The organism is Pedobacter jeongneungensis, assembly GCF_000633455.1.
Taxonomy (GTDB): domain Bacteria; phylum Bacteroidota; class Bacteroidia; order Sphingobacteriales; family Sphingobacteriaceae; genus Pedobacter; species Pedobacter jeongneungensis_A.
The window spans coordinates 74,103-93,731 of record NZ_AYMG01000039.1; the positions used below are offsets into that span (position 1 = coordinate 74,103).

Annotated in this window: 14 protein-coding genes; 10 read left to right on the top strand and 4 right to left on the bottom strand. The window is 39.5% G+C overall.

Translation table 11 applies throughout. The features are described from left to right. Nucleotides 1–10 precede the first annotated feature (10 nt). The 4 genes from U859_RS0128815 to U859_RS0128830 form a co-directional block, all read right to left on the bottom strand. Nucleotides 11–841, bottom strand: coding sequence for an aldo/keto reductase (locus tag U859_RS0128815; protein WP_025146677.1), 831 nt, complete (start codon nucleotides 839–841; stop codon nucleotides 11–13). Nucleotides 842–1,032: 191 nt separating this feature from the next. Further along, nucleotides 1,033–2,466 carry a TolC family protein gene (locus tag U859_RS0128820; RefSeq protein ID WP_025146678.1) on the bottom strand — a complete coding sequence of 478 codons (1,434 nt, stop codon included), beginning with the start codon at nucleotides 2,464–2,466 and terminating at the stop codon, nucleotides 1,033–1,035. Then, a complete protein-coding gene (locus U859_RS0128825) occupies nucleotides 2,459–5,629 on the bottom strand; it encodes an efflux RND transporter permease subunit (RefSeq protein WP_025146679.1) in 3,171 nt (1,056 codons plus the stop codon). Before U859_RS0128825 ends, U859_RS0128820 begins: the two co-directional genes overlap by 8 nt. A 24-nt stretch (nucleotides 5,630–5,653) precedes the next feature. After that, a complete protein-coding gene (locus tag U859_RS0128830) occupies nucleotides 5,654–6,736 on the bottom strand; it encodes an efflux RND transporter periplasmic adaptor subunit (RefSeq protein ID WP_025146680.1) in 1,083 nt (360 codons plus the stop codon). Nucleotides 6,737–7,448: 712 nt separating this feature from the next. Here U859_RS0128830 and U859_RS0128835 point away from each other — a divergent pair. The 10 genes from U859_RS0128835 to U859_RS0128885 all read left to right on the top strand — a co-directional run bounded on the left by U859_RS0128835 (nucleotide 7,449) and on the right by U859_RS0128885 (nucleotide 19,602). Then, the gene (locus tag U859_RS0128835) at nucleotides 7,449–8,057 is read left to right on the top strand and encodes a hypothetical protein (RefSeq protein ID WP_029986275.1); all 609 of its coding nucleotides are present in this window, start codon (nucleotides 7,449–7,451) and stop codon (nucleotides 8,055–8,057) included. A gap of 92 nt (nucleotides 8,058–8,149) precedes the next feature. Continuing rightward, nucleotides 8,150–8,884: an AAA family ATPase gene (locus U859_RS0128840; protein ID WP_025146682.1), complete on the top strand. Its 735-nt coding sequence runs from the start codon at nucleotides 8,150–8,152 to the stop codon at nucleotides 8,882–8,884. A 143-nt stretch (nucleotides 8,885–9,027) separates the two neighbouring features. Beyond that, nucleotides 9,028–9,585, top strand: a complete 558-nt coding sequence (locus U859_RS0128845) for a hypothetical protein (protein WP_025146683.1) — start codon at nucleotides 9,028–9,030, stop codon at nucleotides 9,583–9,585. A gap of 219 nt (nucleotides 9,586–9,804) precedes the next feature. Further along, a complete protein-coding gene (locus U859_RS31430; RefSeq protein ID WP_162800083.1) occupies nucleotides 9,805–10,830 on the top strand; it encodes a S41 family peptidase in 1,026 nt (341 codons plus the stop codon). Nucleotides 10,831–10,979: 149 nt separating this feature from the next. Then, nucleotides 10,980–11,594, top strand: a complete 615-nt coding sequence (locus U859_RS0128855) for a Crp/Fnr family transcriptional regulator (protein ID WP_025146685.1) — start codon at nucleotides 10,980–10,982, stop codon at nucleotides 11,592–11,594. Between the two features lie 528 nt (nucleotides 11,595–12,122). Next, the gene (locus tag U859_RS0128860; RefSeq protein ID WP_025146686.1) at nucleotides 12,123–15,455 is read left to right on the top strand and encodes a TonB-dependent receptor; all 3,333 of its coding nucleotides are present in this window, start codon (nucleotides 12,123–12,125) and stop codon (nucleotides 15,453–15,455) included. 125 nt (nucleotides 15,456–15,580) lie between these two features. Next, nucleotides 15,581–16,390 (top strand): S1/P1 nuclease, encoded by an 810-nt coding sequence (locus U859_RS0128865; protein WP_162800084.1) that lies wholly within the window; start codon nucleotides 15,581–15,583, stop codon nucleotides 16,388–16,390. Nucleotides 16,391–16,397: 7 nt separating this feature from the next. Beyond that, on the top strand, nucleotides 16,398–17,669 hold the full coding sequence (locus U859_RS0128870) for an ectonucleotide pyrophosphatase/phosphodiesterase (protein WP_025146688.1): 1,272 nt from the start codon (nucleotides 16,398–16,400) through the stop codon (nucleotides 17,667–17,669). A 5-nt stretch (nucleotides 17,670–17,674) separates the two neighbouring features. Then, nucleotides 17,675–18,589, top strand: coding sequence for a glycerophosphodiester phosphodiesterase family protein (locus tag U859_RS0128875; RefSeq protein ID WP_025146689.1), 915 nt, complete (start codon nucleotides 17,675–17,677; stop codon nucleotides 18,587–18,589). A 251-nt stretch (nucleotides 18,590–18,840) separates the two neighbouring features. Then, nucleotides 18,841–19,602: a CHASE3 domain-containing protein gene (locus U859_RS0128885; protein WP_025146691.1), complete on the top strand. Its 762-nt coding sequence runs from the start codon at nucleotides 18,841–18,843 to the stop codon at nucleotides 19,600–19,602. Nucleotides 19,603–19,629 lie beyond the last annotated feature (27 nt).

Sequence of the window (19,629 nt, forward strand, 5' to 3'; positions counted from 1 at the left end):
TTTTCCATTCTTATCGCGCTAAACTTTCAAATTCTTCTTCAGTTAATTCGATTTCTGCCGCTTTTAAGTTTTCCTTTAAATGCTCTACAGATTTTGTGCCAGGGATTAAAAGGATATTCGATGATCTCTTTAACAACCAGGCCAAAGCAATCTGTGCGGTTGTAGCTTTATGTGTTTCGGCAATGGCTTTAATTTTATCTTCCAGTTTATGAGGACCAGAAGCCAAAGGAAACCAGGGGATAAAAGCCAGTCCCTGTTCTGCAGTAAAATCTAAAACACGCTCCCACTGTCTGTTGCTAAGGTTATATAAATTTTGAACAGAAACAACCGGCAAAATATCCTGCACCTGCTTAATCTGATCAATGGTCACTTCTGATAAGCCTACGTGTTTTATTTTACCTTCTTTTACTGCCTCTGCCACAGGCGCAAGGGTTTTGGCTACATCAACATTTGGATCAATGCGGTGAAGCTGCCATAAATCGATTGAATCTACTTTTAAACGCTGCAAACTTCCTTCAATATCCTGTCTGATTTTTTCAGGAGTGCCATTAGGTATCCAATTGTTTGGGCCTGGTCTGTCAAAACCGCCTTTAGTAGCGATAAAAAGATTCTTTTGAAAAGGCGATAAAGCATCTGCAATAAGTGTTTCGTTAAACTTTGGCCCGTAAGCCTCTGCAGTATCAATAAAATTAACGCCATTTGCAACTGCTTCCCTCAAAACGGTTATGGCATTTTCGCGATCTTCTACTTCGCCAAAAACGCCATTACCAGTTAATTGCATTGCGCCATAGCCTAAACGATTAACTTCTAATTCGCCAAATTTAAATGTTGTTTTTCCCATTTTTTTCAGATATGATGATAAATAATACGATAAAGATAACCGCAGGCAGATGGCATTGTTTTTAAAATGAATTTTATGATAAATAAATGAACAAGAAATAAAAAAGGCTGCCCCAAGTGGAGCAGCCTAATTGAATATAAGGATAATATGACTTAAAAGGTATTGTAATATTTAAAGGATTTGGATGTTTATTAATTCCATCCGCCACCAAGGGCGTGATAAATATCTACCACAGCATTTAACTGTTGCTTTTTGGTCTCGATAAGTTCTAACTTCGACTGTAATGCATCGCGTTGGGTCATCAATACCTCAAAATAATCAGCTCTTGCCGATTTAAACAAATCGTTCGAAATATCAATCGACTGTGTAAGTGCGGCAACTTGTTTCGCTTTCAGATCGTAACTTTTTTGCAGATTGCTGATTTTCGACATTTGATTGGCTACCTCAATGTAACCGTTTAAAATGGTCTTTTCGTAATCAAAAACGGCCTGCAACTGTTTGGCATTTGCCGTTAAATATTCTGCTTTTATAGCATTTCTATTGATCAGCGGTCCGGCTAAATCTCCTGCTAAAGAGTAAATCAAAGATTCCGGCGTTCTTAACAGATAAGAAGGATTAAATGCCTGGTAACCGATGGTTGCAGAAATGCCCAAAGATGGGTAAAACTGTGCTTTGGCCACTTTAACATCTAATTTAGCTGCTGCCAGTTCGAATTCGGCCTGTTTAATGTCCGGACGATTAGCCAATAATTGTGATGGCAATCCTGTTTGTACGGTTGGAGGTACCAGATCGGTAAAATTAGATTTATCTCTGATAATCGGCTGAGGATAACGGCCTAACAGGAAATTAATTTTATTCTCTGTTTCGGTAATGTTCTGCTGAATATCAAACTCTAAACTTTTTGAGCTTAATACCTCTGCCTCAAATTTGCGCACAGCAAGTTCATTAACCCTTGAAGCCTGTTTTTGGATTTTCATCAGCTCCAGGGCGTTGCTCTGCAGCTCGATGTTCTTTTTCACAGTCTCTAACTGATTATCGGCAGCTAATAATTCATAATATGAATTGGCCACTTCGGCAATTAAATTGGTAATGACAAAATTCTTACCCTCAACCGTTGATAGATAGTGGCTAATGGCTGCTTTTTTAGAGTTGCGCAGTTTATGCCAGATATCAGCTTCCCAATTGGCCTGTAAGCCAAAATGATAATCAGGTAATACTTCAGGCACTTCTTTACCAGGTGTAATTTCTGTTGAGGCATCGCCGGCACCCGAACTGGTGTAACGGCCCACTTTATCAAATCCAGCACCAACACCATAGGTTACGTTTGGTAAAAGTTCTCCTTTTCTGGCCTTGATTTCGTTTTTGGCAATTTCGATATCCTGAAGCGTGATATTTAACTCCTGGTTATTTTTAAGTGCAGTATCAATCAGGTTTACCAGGTTTGGATCGGTAAAAAAGTTACGCCACTTAATATTGGCTGTGTTTACCGTATCCTGCGAGCCGTTAAAGGCTGCAGGTACGTTTTTATTTTCGGAGCGTTGGGCCACTTCTGGCAATTTACAGGCGGTATATGCAGCGCATATTAACACCAATCCAATGCTTTTATAAATATTTTGCTTAAACATTGTTTTCAATTTCTTCAGTTAATGGATGTTCTTCTTCAATCTTAATCAGCTTGTGTTTTGCTGCAATTGTTCCGAATATATAATACAACCCTGGGATAACAATTACCCCGAAAATGGTACCGAAAAGCATACCGCCTGCAGCAGCCGATCCGATGGTACGGTTACCAATTTTACCTGGTCCACTTGCAATCATTAAAGGGATCAAACCTGCAATAAAGGCAAAAGAGGTCATTAAAATCGGACGGAAACGCACGCCAGCACCTTCCATGGCTGCCTTAAATACCGTTGCTCCTTGTGCATGCCGCTGCGTGGCAAACTCCACAATCAGTACGGCGTTTTTACCGAGTAAGCCGATAAGCATCACCATGGCTACCTGCGCATAAATGTTGTTTTCTAATCCTAATAATTTAAGGAACAGGAATGCTCCAAAAATACCCGCTGGTAAAGAAAGAATTACCGAAAGTGGTAAAATGAAACTTTCATACTGTGCTGCCAAAACCAGGTACACGAAACCTAAACAGATCAAAAAGATGTAAATCGCCTCGTTGCCTCTTGATACCTCATCTTTTGAGATACCTGCCCAATCGATACCAAATCCCCTCGGCAAGGTTTTCTTTGCCACTTCAGTAATGGCTTTAATGGCCTCACCTGAGCTATAACCAGGAGCCGATTGTCCGCTGATCTCCGAAGCATTGTACATATTGTGACGGGTAATCTCCGATAAACCATAAACTTTACGCATTTTGATAAAAGCCGAGAAAGGCACCATCTCATCGCGGTCGTTTTTAACTGATAGCTTTAAGATATCTTCAGGTAAAGCCCTGTACTGAGGCAATGCCTGTACGATAACTTTATACTGGCGATCGTATTTAATAAAACTGGTTTCGTAGTTACTACCCACAAAAGTTGACAGGGTATTCATCGCATTATCAATACTCACGCCTTTTTGTTGCGCAATGTCATTGTCAACATCCAGCATATATTGAGGAAAACTCGCACTGTAGAAAGTAAATACCGATGAAAGCTCTTTACGTTTGTTTAACTCGCGTACAAAATCGTTAGCAACAGTTTCCATTTTTTTGTAGTCACCGCTACCTGCTTTATCCAATAAACGAAGTTCGAAACCGCCCGCTGCACCATAACCCGGAACTGCTGGTGGCTGGAAAAACTCGATGGTTGCACCAGGGATAGATTTTGATTTTTCTTCAAGTTCTTCAATAATCTCAGCTGCCGAATGTTTACGCTCGCTCCAATCTTTCAGGTTAATTAAACAGGTACCCGAGTTAGATCCTGTACCTTCGGTTAGGATTTCATATCCTGCCAATGATGAAACTGACTTCACACCATCAATGTCTTCACACATTTTTTGCAGTTTCTCTGCAATCTGGTCAGTACGTTCTAAAGTAGATCCCGGAGGGGTTTGGATAATGGCATAAACCATTCCCTGGTCTTCGTTAGGAATAAAACCTGAAGGTACACTCCCACTTAATCCCCAAACACCCAAACAAAAAGCGATTAATACCCCAAAAGTTAATATTTTGCGGCTTACCACTTTGCTTAATACCAATTCATATTTACCAGAAAGTTTGTTAAAACCATTATTAAAACCATCTAAGAAACGGTCGATCATGGTTTTCTTTTTGGCTGAACCGTGATTGTTCTTCAACATAATGGCACACAACGCCGGCGTAAGTGTTAAAGCCACAATACCCGAAAGGATAATTGCTGTTGCCATGGTAATGGAGAACTGACGGTAGAAAATACCCACCGGACCCGACATAAATGCTACCGGAATAAATACCGATGCCATTAAAAAGGTAATGGCAATAATTGCTCCACCGATCTCTTTCATGGCCTGTTGTGTAGCCTTTAACACCGAAAGATGCCTGTCGTGCTCCATCTTGGCGTGCACCGCCTCAATTACCACAATCGCATCATCTACCACTACCCCAATGGCCAATACTAAAGCAAATAAAGTAATTAAGTTGAGTGTGATGCCGAAGAACTGCATAAACACAAAGGTTCCGATTAGGGATACTGGTACGGCAATGGCTGGAATAAGGGTTGAACGCCAGTCACCAAGAAACAAGAATACCACTAAACCCACCAGGATAAAAGCTTCTACTAAAGTGTGGATTACTTTTTCAATTGATGCATCCAGGAATTTAGAAACGTCGTAACTGATTTCGTAATCTAAACCTTTTGGGAATGATGCCGATTTAATCTCAGCCATCTTGGCTTTAACATCTTTAATTACCTGACTGGCGTTACTGCCGTAAGATTGTTTCAAAACAATCGCAGCAGATGCTTTTCCGTTTAAGGTAGAGTACAAGTTATAAGCAGAAGCACTAAAATCGACATCAGCGATATCTTTTAAGCGAAGCAATTCTCCATTGGGTGTTGCCCTAACCACGATATTTTCATATCCCTCTTTGGTATTAAAACGACCTGAATACTTTAACACATATTCAAAAGCCTGCGAACGTTTACCCGAGCTCTCTCCTGTTTTACCCGGAGAGGCTTCTAAACTTTGCTCATCAAGCGATTTCATTACTTCATCAACAGAGATTTTATACGCCTGCATACGATCCGGTTTAAGCCAGATACGCATGGCGTAATCCCTGTCTCCCAAAATATCTGCAAAACCTACCCCATCAACCCTCTTCAACTCTGAAAGTAAGTTGATATCAGCATAGTTGTACAGGAAGTTCTGGTTCATTTTAGGGTCTTTACTGTACAAGTTGATGTACATCAACATGTTAGATTCCTCGCGTGTGATTTTTACACCCTCACGAACCACTAAAGGAGGAAGTTTATTGGTAACTGCGGCTACGCGGTTCTGTACGTTAAGCGAAGCCTGATTGGGATCAGTACCCAGGTTAAATACCACCTGGATTGACGCCTCACCATCGTTACCGGCATCAGAAGCAATGTATTTCATTCCCGGTACACCGTTAAGTGCACGCTCAAGCGGAATAACCACCGATTTAATTAATAACTCGTTGTTCGCCCCAGGATACTCTGCCGTAATATTTACTTTAGGCGGAGAAATGGAAGGGAATTGTGTAACTGGCAGGTAGCTGATGGCCAGCACCCCAAGAAACACAATAATAAGCGATATTACGATAGAAAGGACGGGCCTTTGTATGAATTTACTAAACATAAAATAAGTATGGAGGGGTTTAGATTATTCTGTTTTCAATCTCAATTGTTTCATCACGTCCTGAGGCTGCTGGAATTTGAAGGCGATTTTATCATCGTCTTTAACCTTCTGCACGCCTTCAAGTAAGATCTTATCTTCTACGGTGATGCCGTCGCCGATAATGTATAAATCCGGCAGTTCGCCTGCAATGGTGATGGCCCTTGAGTGTACTTTATTGTTTTTATCGATTACGAAAACATAAGTTTTATCCTGAATATCGTAAGTTGCTTTCTGTGGAATAACAATGGCATTTTTCAATGGAACAACCATCTGGATTTTACCGGTTTCACCGTTTCTAAGCAAATTATCTGAGTTATTGAATCTTGCCCTGAAAGCAATGTTTCCGGTTTCGTTATCAAATTCACTTTCAATTACCTCCACTTTACCTTTCGATTTTAGCAGTTCGTTATTGGCCAGTAATAAACTAACTTCTTGTTGTCCTTTTGCTTTTGCAGCACTCTGATAGTTTAAATACTCTGGTTCTGATACATTGAAGTATGCAAAAACCTGACTGTTATCTGAAAGGCTGGTTAACAAAGCGCCTTCATCAACCAAACTACCCAATTTTAAAGGGATACGATCGATGGTGCCATCAAACGGTGCCCTGATTTCGGTATTGGATAAGTGGAACTTTGCCAGTGAGGTTTCAGCATTTGCAGATTGCAGTTTTGCTTTGGCCATCGCCAGCTCATTTTTAGAAACGATGTTTTTATCAGATAGTAATTTGGTGTTTTCCAGTTCAATTTGTGCCGATTTGGTTTCCGCCTCTGCTTTTAACAACTCAGACTGAGCTGCTTTTGGCATAATTTTAAACAAAAGCTGACCTGCTTTTACATGCTGGCCTTCATCTACATAAATATTTTGGAGATAGCCCTTTTCCTGGGCCCTGACTTCGATATTCCGAACAGATTTAATCTGCGAAACATATTCCTTGGTAAACGAAGTATCCATTCTTAGCGGCGTGGTTACCGCATAAGTAGCTACTTCTTCTTTTTCTTCTTTTTTCGAGGTACAACCCGTTACGTAAAGTAAAGTACACAAGCCTAAGCATATGAGAACTCTTTTCATTTTTTTTCGTTGAATGGTTTTAATCTGATTTATTTTTTTCTCTAACTAGTTTCGCTGAGGGGCCTTTTTTTTGATAAAAGCAATCTGCAACCGCAGTGCGGAGACGAATTGATTTCAATAAATGATGGTTACTCAACGATTTAATTCGATAGCGAAATAAATACAGATTTATGAAGTTTAAATGAAGTTGAAATTCATGTTTCCATTCTGAAAATCGTGGTTTAGCGCTTAAACGGGCGATTTATAAAGACAAACAGCGTATTTCGGGTACTTTTTTAACTTATGTAGCGATTAATGACCTCTTTTAGATGAAGAAATAGGAATTTTATCGCAAAAAATACTTGTTTTTACTGTATTTGAATATTTCCATAATAATGAATGAAAAAAGATTTATGACTATTCAACTACAGATTTAATTTATGATGAGTTTGTTTTGGGGTACGCGCTGGTTTGAAAACCATCGCTATGAAGTCAATTCTTCCGACTGGGATTATTAGAGATAAAGAGGATTAATAGTAAGTTTCGTCAGTCTGAGCATAGTCGAAGACCTTTGAAGCAAATATTTGCTTGTCGATAGATTAAATAATTCATCCTATACAACCGATAAAATTGTAGTTTTTCTTTGCGCTGGTTTGAAAACCAGCGCAAACGACGAGAACTTTATGGAATCCCGCCTATAAAACCATCGTATCATAAAACCTGATACCGATCCATGAAAAAAGTTTCTTCTGCTTTAATTTCCATGTTTATTGCCTTTTTGGCTTTGGGCTGCAACTCTACAGATAACACGAAACAATGGGATGATGCACACCTCGACCCGGGATTACCTAAAAAAGTCATTTACGGTGAGATGAACACGAGAGAGGAAATTTATTCTTTTTTCGAGAAACCAGATGGATCTAAACGGACCAGCGATGTAGCCTATTTCCGTTACGGCAAACACGAAAAGCAAGATGCTGCTTTTGCAAAACTGAACAACTGCCGCGCCTACTATTATTCAAAATCGGATACTTTGTCGATCAGGATTGGCATAAGCGATGGCTTTACAGGACAAGGATTAAATATCAGATACAAAAATAAAAAGTTTAATGCCGCTGCATATCAATTTACAGATGTAATTATTGAAGGAGAAACTAAACCATTGCAAAAAGTAATCCATCAGAAACTAATACTAAATAAATTAAATTATAAGGTTGGAGATAGTTTGTTTGGAAGAATTGAACTGAAATCTATTGAAATCAATGATCAGGGCGATACCGTTTTAAACGTGGCTAATGGAAATTTCAGGACCAAGGTAAAGAGAATGATTATTGAGGAATAATTTTTTAAAAGTTGTTTGATTAAGTATTTTAAAATTATGCGCCCGGAAATATTCCATTGATTATATTCGTTAAAGAAAATTACACATCATAAATGCCTTTTTTATCACAGATATTGTTACACCGGATAGCTGACGGAGGTTATACCTCTCAGATTCCCAGCCTGCGCGAAGGATTACAACTGAATTTAAAAAGCAACGTAACGTTTTTTGTGGGCGAAAATGGTTCAGGCAAATCCACTCTACTCGAAGGGATAGCAGAAAGGTGTGGTTTCAGCCTCAAAGGTGGTAACCGCAACCATAACCTCAATGTCGGTCATCGTTTCGAGGGTTACGAATCGCCATTAACCCAGCTCATACAACTATCATGGACACCAGGGAGGATAAACGACGGTTTCTTTATGCGGGCCGAAAACTTTTTCAACTTTGCCAGCTATATTGATGAACTGGCCCTGGAAGATAACCGCATTTTAGATGCCTACGGTGGTCGTTCGCTACACGAGCAATCGCACGGAGAATCTTTTCTATCGCTCTTTAATAACCAGTTCGAATCAGGAATTTACATCCTTGATGAGCCTGAAGCAGCCTTATCGCCAGCAAGAATTTTAGCTTTTATATCCGTAATTAATCAATTAGAACAAAGCGGCCGGGCACAGTTCATCATTGCCACCCACTCCCCCATACTCATCTGCTATCCGGGAGCCAGCATTTATCAGTTTGATGAATATGGTATCTCAGAAATTGATTACGAGGATACAGAGCACTTTACCCTCACCAAATCCTTTTTAGACAATCCGCAGCTTTATCTCCGGCATTTAACAAATGGTTAATAGGTTGATTGCAAATTAAATTTAAGAAAAATTAAAAAATAACAGACTGTAAATAAGTAGTTTAATAAAAAAAATAGTTTTTATTAACCGTATCATTGTACACCACTATCACCAAGCCTTACCTTTGCAAAAAAAACACCATAATGAACAGTACCCAATCAAAAGCGCTCGAACTTGTTGTAGGCATCATTAAAGATACCATTAGCGATATTAAAATTGAAAACACTTCTGCAAATACCGTTACATTAAAAGACGGTAATGCCTCAATGCAATTAACGCAACAGGCGGGTGAAAGCGAAGATAAGGAAACAGTTGTGATCTTAGATCCAAAAGACATTATTTACAGTGAAGACCTTCTTCCGGAACTAAATGACCTCACATCAGTTACGGTGATCATAAACGGCTTAGATATAGAAACACACCTGGTTTTTCAGGCGGTGAGAGATTGTTTTGACCAGATCAGCAACAGCTACGAATTTTTAAAAACCTTTGAAAAAGATGTGATCAGAATAAAGAGCGGATTTAAGTTTGGAAGCAGCGCTTTTGTACTGAATGTACTGAATGAAAAAGACGAAATTTTTGTAAGCGCAGAATTTGCTGCTTCGTTTGACGCAGCTGTTAGAAAAACAGTAGAAACTGACGTAATTAAAGTACAAAAAGCCATTAATAAAATGGTTAAAGAAGATGGAAATCTAGGTTAGTCTGGTGCACAAAATATTTAAATAACCTCATGAAAAAAGCATGGGGTTATTTAAATACTCTTTACGCTCCAACAATTTTAGGTTATCAAAACCTATAAAACCCTTTTTTATAAGAGAGACGAGATAAATATCTTGTGCACATAGGTGTTTGCGCGTAAAAATTATCCCGGTATCTTTTTCAATATGCAACCTTATCCTAGTTCTCAGCGTCACAACCTTATGAAAAAAGTCTTAGTTACCTTCTCAATCGTTTTATTATATATTTCTTTACTTAATGCTCAAACACCCACACAGACTATTGATAGTGCAAAGATTTTCCTCAACAAAAGCCTCGAAACCATCCAGTTAAATGCAATTAACCGTGACTCGGTAGATTGGCCAGACTTAAAGAAAAATGTATTTGAAAAAGCAGCTAAGGCAAAAACCTATAAGGAAGCTGCAAAGGTTTTTCCTTATATTTTTGAGCAAATTGGGGATCATCATGGTGCACTCAAATTAGGAAAAGATACTTATTACTGGAATACCAGCGAACCTTATCTGAATGAGACTGTAAAACAGGCAGTAAAAGTCCATACCAAAGTAAGTATGCAATTATTGAAAGGCAACATAGGCTACATTTTACTGCCTGGCAATAGTGATTTTTCAGGTCAGCAGATTGATACAGATGCAAAAGAAATTAGAGCAGCAATTAATGCACTTAATGAAAAAAAAATAAAAGGATGGATACTCGACCTCCGTGTGAACACCGGAGGCAGCATGTACCAAATGCTGGCCGGCCTTGCGCCTCTACTTGGTGATGGAAAAATTGGAAGTTTTATTAATCAGCATCAAAAAAATGATGGCAACTGGATTTTAAGAAAAGGAAATATTTACCTTGACAGTACGCAGGTTGCAAAACTGATTGATCAGTCCCCATCTTTTAACAGCAAACTGCCACTTGCGGTACTGATCAGCGGAATGACCGCGAGTTCGGGCGAGGTTACAGCCATCAGCACCATTGGCCGTAAAAAAACAATACTTATAGGAGAACATAGTGCAGGTTACACTACCGCAAATGAGGGTTTTAAAATAAACAGATATGCCGGCCTCAACCTCGCTGTTGATTATGACGCAGACCGTAACGGAAAAATTTATAAAAACTTCCTCACTCCCACGATTTCCATTCAGGGTGGTGACAATTTCAATGATATTTATCTGGATAAAAAAGTAATAAGTGCTGTAGACTGGATTAATAAGCAGCGTTAGTTAATACCCATTATAACCCTAACATTGGGAATGTTGGCATAAGGAATAGTTAATGGATAAGATTTTTTTATTTTTTTTAAAAAAATCGAAAACCCCTTTTAGGAATACTTCGTATATGCGGGATAAACCATCCTAAATTCTCATTACGAATGTCTCAATTTTCAGCATATAACAATATACTCCCCCTTATAAAATACTTTGAGCAGTTTCATCCATTATCTAAAGGGTTCATTGCCGACCACGTGTTGCATTGCAGACAATTACAGGTAAAAAAGAATAAATTTATCCTCTCTCCCATTGATCATAACGCTTCGCTTTATTTTGTAACAAGCGGTTTGGTAAGGGGATTTATTAAGGATAATGATAAAGATATTACCACGAGGTTCAGTTTTGAAAATGAAACCATTGGAGCCATTCATCATCCTGATCATACTTCCCATCACTCTGTTGAGTACCTCCAGGCGCTGGAAGACACAGAACTGATCTGTATTCCCTTCGCCCTTATTGATTCGGTTTACTCGCTCTATCCGGAAGCCAATGTGATTGGAAGAAAGATATTGGCCTTACAATATTATGCAGCATCCGAGCGGTCTATTTTGGCCAGAATCACTAATGCAGCCAGTCGTTACAAACGGTTTGCCAGTACTAAATCTATAGCGGTTGACAGAATTCCATTACGCCACCTGGCGAGTTACCTGGGTATGCGAAGCGAAACCCTAAGTAGAATAAGAACACTTGAAATAAAGCCGTTATCAAATAAATAGGTGGTTCTTATTTCAATCTTATATGCAAAGTAAAAAATCACCGTAAAAATCAGGAATTTCGCTTTTGCAAATAGCCTTTGCCACTTTTAAGATGGTGTAATCTGCTTTAATAACAGACCTTGTACAGCTCTTTTTCCAATAAGCAGACGCTGGCTGTAACTTTACATTTACTTAACTTTTGGTTATAGCGTTACCTACTGTAGGATTAAACATATCATGCTATTTTCTGTATGAATGAGTGTACGCAAACGTTTGTTTAATATCAGGCAGAAATATTCATTTTCACCTCCAAAACCCCGATAACCGTTGCTATAACACAATATAACAAGCAGTTACACAACATCATAACCTTTATGTTACCCAAATAAGCACTGAAATTATCTCCCTGTAAATATTCTCTTTACAATAGGGCCTGCCGTAACACCGATAATACTATTTTCTTAACCTACTTTAACTTTTTCTTAATGTCGGCTTTATCTGGCAAAATGAAATTTGCCACAACTAATTCATTAACAGATAAGACCAAACATGAAAAAAATCTTTACCATTTTGTCCTTATTGTTTGCTGTGATTTCCCTGCACGCGCAGGTCACAACGGGTAATTTATCCGGAACAATAAAAGATTCGAAAACCACTCTTCCCGGAGTGACGATTAAAGCCACACACTTACCTTCAGGTACCAGTTACGTGGTGAGCACCAATGATGAGGGGCGCTTTACTATCTCTAATATGCGCCCTGGTGGACCTTACAAAGTAGTGGTTACTTATGTGGGAATGGACCCGAAAACCATTGATAATATTACTCTTCCATTGGGCGATACTTACATCTTAAACCTGAATATGGCTTCAGGAGGAAAAGATCTGAGTGAAGTAAACATCAAAGGAGCTGCTAAAAATTCGGCTCTTAATGCGAGCAGAACCGGTACATCAACTAGCTTAGGCAAAAAAGAGATCAATGCGCTTCCAACTTTGAGCAGAAGTTTAAGCGACCTGACCAGAATGGCCCCACAAGCTAATGGTGCAGCCATTGGCGGAGGCAACTCACGCCAGAATAATGTTACGGTAGATGGTGCCGATTTTAACAACAACTTCGGCATCGGGAACAACCTTCCCGGAAATGGAAACCCGGTTTCTATTGATGCATTGGAAGAAATATCAGTAAACGTTACCCCTTATGATGTAAAACAAACGGGTTTTATTGGCGCCTCTATTAATGCGGTGACCCGTTCTGGTACAAACGAATTTTCGGGTTCAGCTTATACCTATTTCAGAAACCAGAACCAGATCGGTAAGAAAGTAAGCAACTACCCCGAACTGGCCGACCCAACAGACCAAACCTATAAAACTTTTGGCGCCAGAATTGGTGGACCGATCATTAAAAATAAATTGTTCTTCTTCTTAAACGCCGAAAGGGAAAATGAAGTAAGGCCTGGTCAAACACGTTTAGCTGCAACTCCCGAAGCACCTTATGGTTCAGGTATCCCTAACGTGGTACGCCCAACGGTTACCGAATTAGATGAGATCAGCAATTATTTAAAAACAACTTACGGATACGATCCGGGGATTTACCAGGGTTATCCTTCTGAAACAGAAAGAACAAATTTATTGGGAAGATTAGACTGGAACATTAACCAGAATAACCACTTCAACATTCGTGGTAGTTATGTTAAAACCAAATCACCATCGTTTGTAAGTACCTCCAGAAGTCCACTGGGTGCATTTCCGGGTGGAGGATCGAGAACGGGTAATACCGCATTGGCCTTTAAAAACTCAAACTACTACCAGGAAAGTAATTTATATTCGATTACTGCTGAGTTGAACAGTAAAGTATTTAACCGTTTTGCCAATACCTTACGTTTATCGTACACCAACCAGAACGATCCAAGAAGTTCAGATAGTCAGGTTTTTCCTTTAGTTGATATCTTAAAAGCAGATGGGAATTCGGCACCTACACCATTTACCACATTTGGTTATGAGCCTTTCACTTACGGAAACTTAAGAGATGTACAGGTATATTCGTTAAACGATTACGTTACCTGGGCGGTAGGCAAACATAATATTACTGCAGGTTTACAGGGCGATTATAGCATCACTAAAAATGGTTTCCAACGTTTCGGAACCAGTTATTATACTTTTAACTCCTGGGATGACTTTAAAAACGGCGCCAAGCCGATTGAGTTTGCCCAAACCTATTCACTGTCACCAAATTACGAACAGGCCTTCCCTACTTACAAATTCTGGCAGTTTTCGGGTTATGTGCAGGATGAAATTTCGGTTACAGAACGTTTAAGGGTTACTGGTGGTATCCGTGCGGAATTGGGAACCTATCCTAAAATCCTCAAAGAACACCCGTTGGTATCGGCATTGACCTTTCATGATGGTGAACGTTTAAATACAGGAAACCTGCCAAAATCAAGAATATCGCTTTCGCCACGTATTGGGTTTAACTGGGACGTTACAGGCGACCGATCGTTACAGGTAAGAGGTGGTGCAGGTTTATTTGTGGGCCGTATTCCGAATGTATGGATTGTTGCCCAGGCCGGAGATGCCGGAATGCTGCAAATCACTGAAACTTATTCAGGACAGAACAATACTCCTGGCCCGTTTAACCCCAATATTGGCGCCTACCGCCCAACAACGGTGCCAGTTGCTGGAACGGTATTGCCGAACCCGATTACGGTAATGGACAAAAACTTAAAAATGCCAGCTGCGTTTAAAACCAGCTTAGCTGTTGATGTGAAACTTCCGTATGGCATTGTTGGTTCTGTTGAAGGAATTTTTAACAGAGACATCAGAACCATTCTTTTCCGTAATGCAAACCTGGTTGATCCTAAACCATTAAATGTTGCCGGATATCCTGATAACAGGCTGATTTATCCAAATGCGGCAACTGATAAATTTATCAATCCGATTTTAAACGGACAAGCTGTTCCAAATGGTACAGTAATCTCTGGAAACGGTGCCAGACAGCCTGATGCATTTAACGTAATTGTGCTTGGAAATGCGAATAAAGGATATTATTATTCCCTTACAGGTACATTGAGTAAACGTTTTGATAATGGTTTTGGTGCTACAGTTTCGTACATCAGAAGTTCGGCAAAAAGTTTATACGAAGGTAGCGGCGATCAAACCCTTTCTGCATGGCAGGCCACAAGCAGTGTAAACGGCGCAAACAACCCAACTTTAGGTTATTCAGGTTTTGTATCTCCTGACCGTATTATTGCTTCTATCTATTACCGTAAAGAATTTATCAAACACCTGGGCACACAGTTCACCCTGGTTTATGACGGATCAAACGGACGTACCTCTTATACTTACTCTACTGATATTAACAGAGATGGTGTAAATGGCGACTTAATTTATGTACCAAAAGATGCTTCAGAAATTAACTTTGTGGCTTTAACTGTTGGAACGGGTGCTGACATGGTAACTTACACACCAAAACAGCAAAGCGATCTGTTTTTCCGTTACATTGATCAGGATAAATACCTGCGTGGCAGAAAAGGACAATATGCGGAGCGTAATGCGGTTATCACACCATTTAATGGTCAGTGGGATTTTAAATTCTTACAGGATATTTTCACCAATGTAGGTGGCAAACGTAATACCATTCAGTTCAGTATCGATATCAAGAACTTTGGAAACCTGTTGAACAAAAACTGGGGCATGCAGACCAATTTTGGCACAACCTCTATTCTTGTACCTACAAACGTAGCTGCCTTAACACCAGGTGGAACAACTAAACCAACCTTCAGAATCCAAACGGACAGGAATTTTCCTATCGTAAATGGCAACAAAGATGTAGTGGGTTATGCTTCTACTTACGAGATGCAGTTCGGTTTCCGTTACCTTTTTAATTAATTCTATTTTAAATCAAGGCTGTATCATAAGTTATTGCTATTCGAATCTGTCACATTGAGCCTGTCGAAATGCTTTAAATATGTTTAAGTAGGTCCTTCGACGGGCTCAGGATGACAAATTTATTTATGATACAGCCTATATTATTTTATGCGATGTTAAAAAAACTACTATTCCCAACTCTACTGGTAACCATCAGTTTTGCATTAATCTCCTGGGGTGTAATCGGTCACCGGGCCATTGGTAAGATTGCTGAAAACCACCTGAGCAAAAAAGCAAAAAAAGCAGTTCAGGATATTTTAGGCAGCGAGAGCCTTGCAATGGTGAGTACCTACCCTGATGAAGTGAGGTCTTATTCGCAATATGCCTATACCGCACCCTGGCACTACGTAAACCTGCCTGAAGGTTTAAATTATGACGATTTCAATGCTCAACTGAAATCAATGGAAAAACCAAATATTTATAAAGCGCTTTTGCAATGTATAAGTGACTTAAAAGATGCTTCAAAAACGAAAGAAGAACATATTTTTGCGCTAAAATTCCTGGTTCACCTGGTTGGCGACATCCACCAGCCCATGCATACCGGCCATTCAGAAGATTCGGGCGGTAATGGCATCAAGGTAAAACTAATGCGTAAAGAAAGTAATCTTCATGGCCTTTGGGACAGTGGATTGATTGATTATGCTGGTTTGAGCTACCGTGAACTGGCTGCAGATTGTGATGTAGCAGAAAAAAATGAAGCAAAAACATGGGAAAAAGATGATGTGGCAAAATGGGCTTTCGAATCGTACGAAATCAGCAAACAACTTTATGCAGAAGCAGCTAAAAACCCTGAATTTGATTATAGTTATTACCCTGCACATGCCGATATCGTTAAAAAACGCCTTGCACAGGCAGGTATCCGTTTAGCCGGGATCCTCAATGAAATTTATAAATAAATACAAAATGAAAAAAATCAATTATAGCTTCTGTTTTTTGGTTACCGCTTTATTTTTATGTGTAGAAAGTCAGGTAAACGCGCAAACAGATACCATTCAACATGTTGCACAGGGACGAAAAAACGATGCGGCTCAGATCAAAAAACCTTATGTCATTTTGATTTCAGCAGATGGTTTCCGTTACGATTATGCAGCGCGTTACAAAGCAAGTCACTTGCTCGAACTGAGCCAAAATGGTGTACAAGCCGCATCTATGATTCCAAGTTATCCTTCGGTTACCTTTCCTAATCACTATACTTTAGTAACCGGGATGTACCCTTCGCACCATGGCCTGGTAAATAATAGCTTTTTAGATGAGAAAGCAGGTGAAAGATACTCGATGGGTGCAAAAGCAAAAGTAAGAGATGGAAAATGGTATGGTGGCACTCCATTATGGGTACTTGCCGAACAGCAGCACATGATTGCTGCAAGTATGTTCTGGGTAGGATCTGAAGCCGAAATAAAAGGCCTGCGCCCCACTTATTATTACGATTATACCGAACAGATTACGGTTGATAAAAGAATCAGCATTGTTAAAAACTGGTTAAGTTTACCAGAAGAAAAAAGACCCCACCTGATTACTTTTTACCTATCGGAGCCTGATCATGCCGGACATAGCTTTGGTCCGGATGCCCCGGAGACAGAGAAAGCCGTTAAAATGGTCGATTCTGTGATTTACGAATTAACGAAAGCCATAGAACCGCTTCATCTTCCTGTAAACTATGTATTTGTTTCTGATCATGGAATGACTGCTGTAGACCGCGAGCATCCGATTGCTACACCAAAGGAGATTGATACTGCTAAATACATCATCGCCGCATCGGGCACATTGATGGATGTTCACGCTAAAAATAAAGCAGATATACAGCCACTATATGATCAATTAAAAAGCAATGAAAAAGATTATAAGGTGTACCTGAAAAGCAATATGCCCGAGCATTTCCATTACAGTGCAACAGACGATCGTATGAACCGGATTGGTGATATTTTGTTGGTGCCCGAATGGCCAAAAGTATTCTCTAGCCGCAAACCGGGTATTGGTCATCATGGTTTCGATCCTTCGGTAGTAAAAGATATGCATGCTACCTTTTTAGCCTGGGGACCTGCCTTTAAAAAACAGGTAAAAATTCCTTCTTTTGAAAATGTAAATGTATATCCATTGGTTGCAAATATTCTTGGCTTAAGTTATCAGGAGCCAATTGATGGAAAGTTAGAAGTATTAAAACCTATTTTAAAATAACGACGATGAAAAGATTATTATTAGCCTTTGTTGCCTTACTGAGTTTTAGTTCGGTATATAGTCAGCAATACGCACTAAAATTTAAAACCCTGGGGGAGTTTCAAAAATTTATGCAATGGACGCCGTCGCGTTATCCGCTCATTAGCTGTCACCGTGGCGGTCCGGTTGCCGGCTTTCCTGAAAATGCCATCGAAACCTTTGCCAACAGTGTAAAGTTTCACCCCACCATTATTGAATGTGATGCAGCCTTAACCAAAGATTCGGCATTGGTGATGATGCACGATGACCGTTTGGAGCGAACATCAAACGGTACAGGTCCAATTGGAGAGAAAACATTAGCCGAATTAAAAAATGTTCTTCTTAAAGATAATGCGGGTACAGTTACGGCTTTCCATATCCCAACCCTTGATGAGGTTTTAAAATGGGGAAAGGATAAGGTCATCTTTACTTTAGATGTAAAAAGAGGCGTTCCCTACAAAAAAATGATCGAAACGGTAAGACGGAATAAAGCTGAAGCTTATAGCATCATCATTACCTATAGTGCCACACAAGCGGCCGAAGTGTACCGCCTAGCCCCTGATCTGATGATATCTGCTTCAATCAGAACCATTGCAGACCTGGAAAGACTTAATCAAATGGGAATTCCCAACAACCGCATTGTAGCATTTGTGGGCACTTCTGCACCAGAAAAAACGGTGTACGATTACCTGCACAGTAAAGGCATCTGGTGTATATTGGGTACCATGGGCAACCTTGATAAAAGTGCTAAAGCTAATGGAGATAGCGTTTATTCGAATCTGGTTGAAAACGGTGCAGATATTTTATCGAGCGACAGGAGCATGGAAAGTGCCAATGAACTGCTTAAATATGCCAAAGAACAAGGGTTATCAACCAAATATCTTGCTCCGTTAAAAAAATAATTTTTTTTTTATAAAACAAAGTAGAAGTTAGCTGGTTTATACTGCACACCTACTTATTTAAAACATGATCTGCTGCTTTGGTTAGTTGCCAGGTCAAAAAAAGGTTATCATCCAAGATGGTAACCTTTCCTATTTTATTGAGAACTATGAGAATAAATATCCGGGCTATAAAAAAACGAATAAATACGTTTTTTTTATGCTAATGGATTTAAAAATGATAAAAGCCCTAAATTCGCCAAAAACTATCCTTAATGAAAACTTCTTTTTTTAACCGCCCCATAGCGGGATTTATCCTTTCGATAATTTTTACGATTGCTACTTCCGCCCTATCTTATTTTTCGGTAGAAAAGTTCTATAATAGTGAAAGATGGGTAGACCATACCAATACGGTACGTGGAAAACTCGAACTGATTATTTCATCAATGAAAGATGCAGAAACCGGTCAGCGTGGATACTTACTTACAGGAAACGAAAAATTTCTGGAACCTTACAACGGCGCAGAAAATGTGACCCGCGCAGCATTTGATACCGTTAAATACCTCACTAAAGATAACGGTGCACAGCAAAACGAGTTTAAAGGGTTAAAAGAAATGATAGACTCCAAATACGATCTTTTGGAGAACACCATCAGCCAGAAACGCTCAGGTGGAACCATTAGTCAGGACATACTTCTAATGGGAAAATCGTATATGGACAGAGCCAGAACTATTATTACCAGGATGGAAAGCCGGGAAGAAATATTACTTTCCACCCGATTATCAACCCTTAACCTGTATGGCACAATCTCATTGGTTTCGATCATCATTGCTTTTCTGGTTTCGCTGGCCAGCACCGTTTATTTTTACAGGCGCACCATAAGAGATTTTGAAGACAGGATCCGTTTAGAAGAACAGGTAAAACAGGAAACATTAACTATGGAGAAAAAAATTGCCACACTGAAAAATCTTTCAGAAAAAATAGGAAACGGAGAATATGGTATCCAGATTAATCCGGAAGACTTAAAACAAATATGATAACCTGTAGCATTAGTTGGTTTAATG

What these genes read in the sequence shown, in the direction of transcription:
- U859_RS0128870 (WP_025146688.1), top strand. Translation starts at nt 16,398, where the DNA reads ATGAAAAAAATCAATTATAGCTTCTGTTTTTTGGTTACCGCTTTATTT.
- U859_RS0128820 (WP_025146678.1), bottom strand. Translation starts at nt 2,466, where the DNA reads ATGTTTAAGCAAAATATTTATAAAAGCATTGGATTGGTGTTAATATGC.
- U859_RS0128865 (WP_162800084.1), top strand. Translation starts at nt 15,581, where the DNA reads ATGATACAGCCTATATTATTTTATGCGATGTTAAAAAAACTACTATTC.
- U859_RS31430 (WP_162800083.1), top strand. Translation starts at nt 9,805, where the DNA reads ATGAAAAAAGTCTTAGTTACCTTCTCAATCGTTTTATTATATATTTCT.
- U859_RS0128875 (WP_025146689.1), top strand. Translation starts at nt 17,675, where the DNA reads ATGAAAAGATTATTATTAGCCTTTGTTGCCTTACTGAGTTTTAGTTCG.
- U859_RS0128845 (WP_025146683.1), top strand. Translation starts at nt 9,028, where the DNA reads ATGAACAGTACCCAATCAAAAGCGCTCGAACTTGTTGTAGGCATCATT.
- U859_RS0128835 (WP_029986275.1), top strand. Translation starts at nt 7,449, where the DNA reads ATGAAAAAAGTTTCTTCTGCTTTAATTTCCATGTTTATTGCCTTTTTG.
- U859_RS0128825 (WP_025146679.1), bottom strand. Translation starts at nt 5,629, where the DNA reads ATGTTTAGTAAATTCATACAAAGGCCCGTCCTTTCTATCGTAATATCG.
- U859_RS0128840 (WP_025146682.1), top strand. Translation starts at nt 8,150, where the DNA reads ATGCCTTTTTTATCACAGATATTGTTACACCGGATAGCTGACGGAGGT.
- U859_RS0128830 (WP_025146680.1), bottom strand. Translation starts at nt 6,736, where the DNA reads ATGAAAAGAGTTCTCATATGCTTAGGCTTGTGTACTTTACTTTACGTA.
- U859_RS0128885 (WP_025146691.1), top strand. Translation starts at nt 18,841, where the DNA reads ATGAAAACTTCTTTTTTTAACCGCCCCATAGCGGGATTTATCCTTTCG.
- U859_RS0128855 (WP_025146685.1), top strand. Translation starts at nt 10,980, where the DNA reads ATGTCTCAATTTTCAGCATATAACAATATACTCCCCCTTATAAAATAC.
- U859_RS0128860 (WP_025146686.1), top strand. Translation starts at nt 12,123, where the DNA reads ATGAAAAAAATCTTTACCATTTTGTCCTTATTGTTTGCTGTGATTTCC.
- U859_RS0128815 (WP_025146677.1), bottom strand. Translation starts at nt 841, where the DNA reads ATGGGAAAAACAACATTTAAATTTGGCGAATTAGAAGTTAATCGTTTA.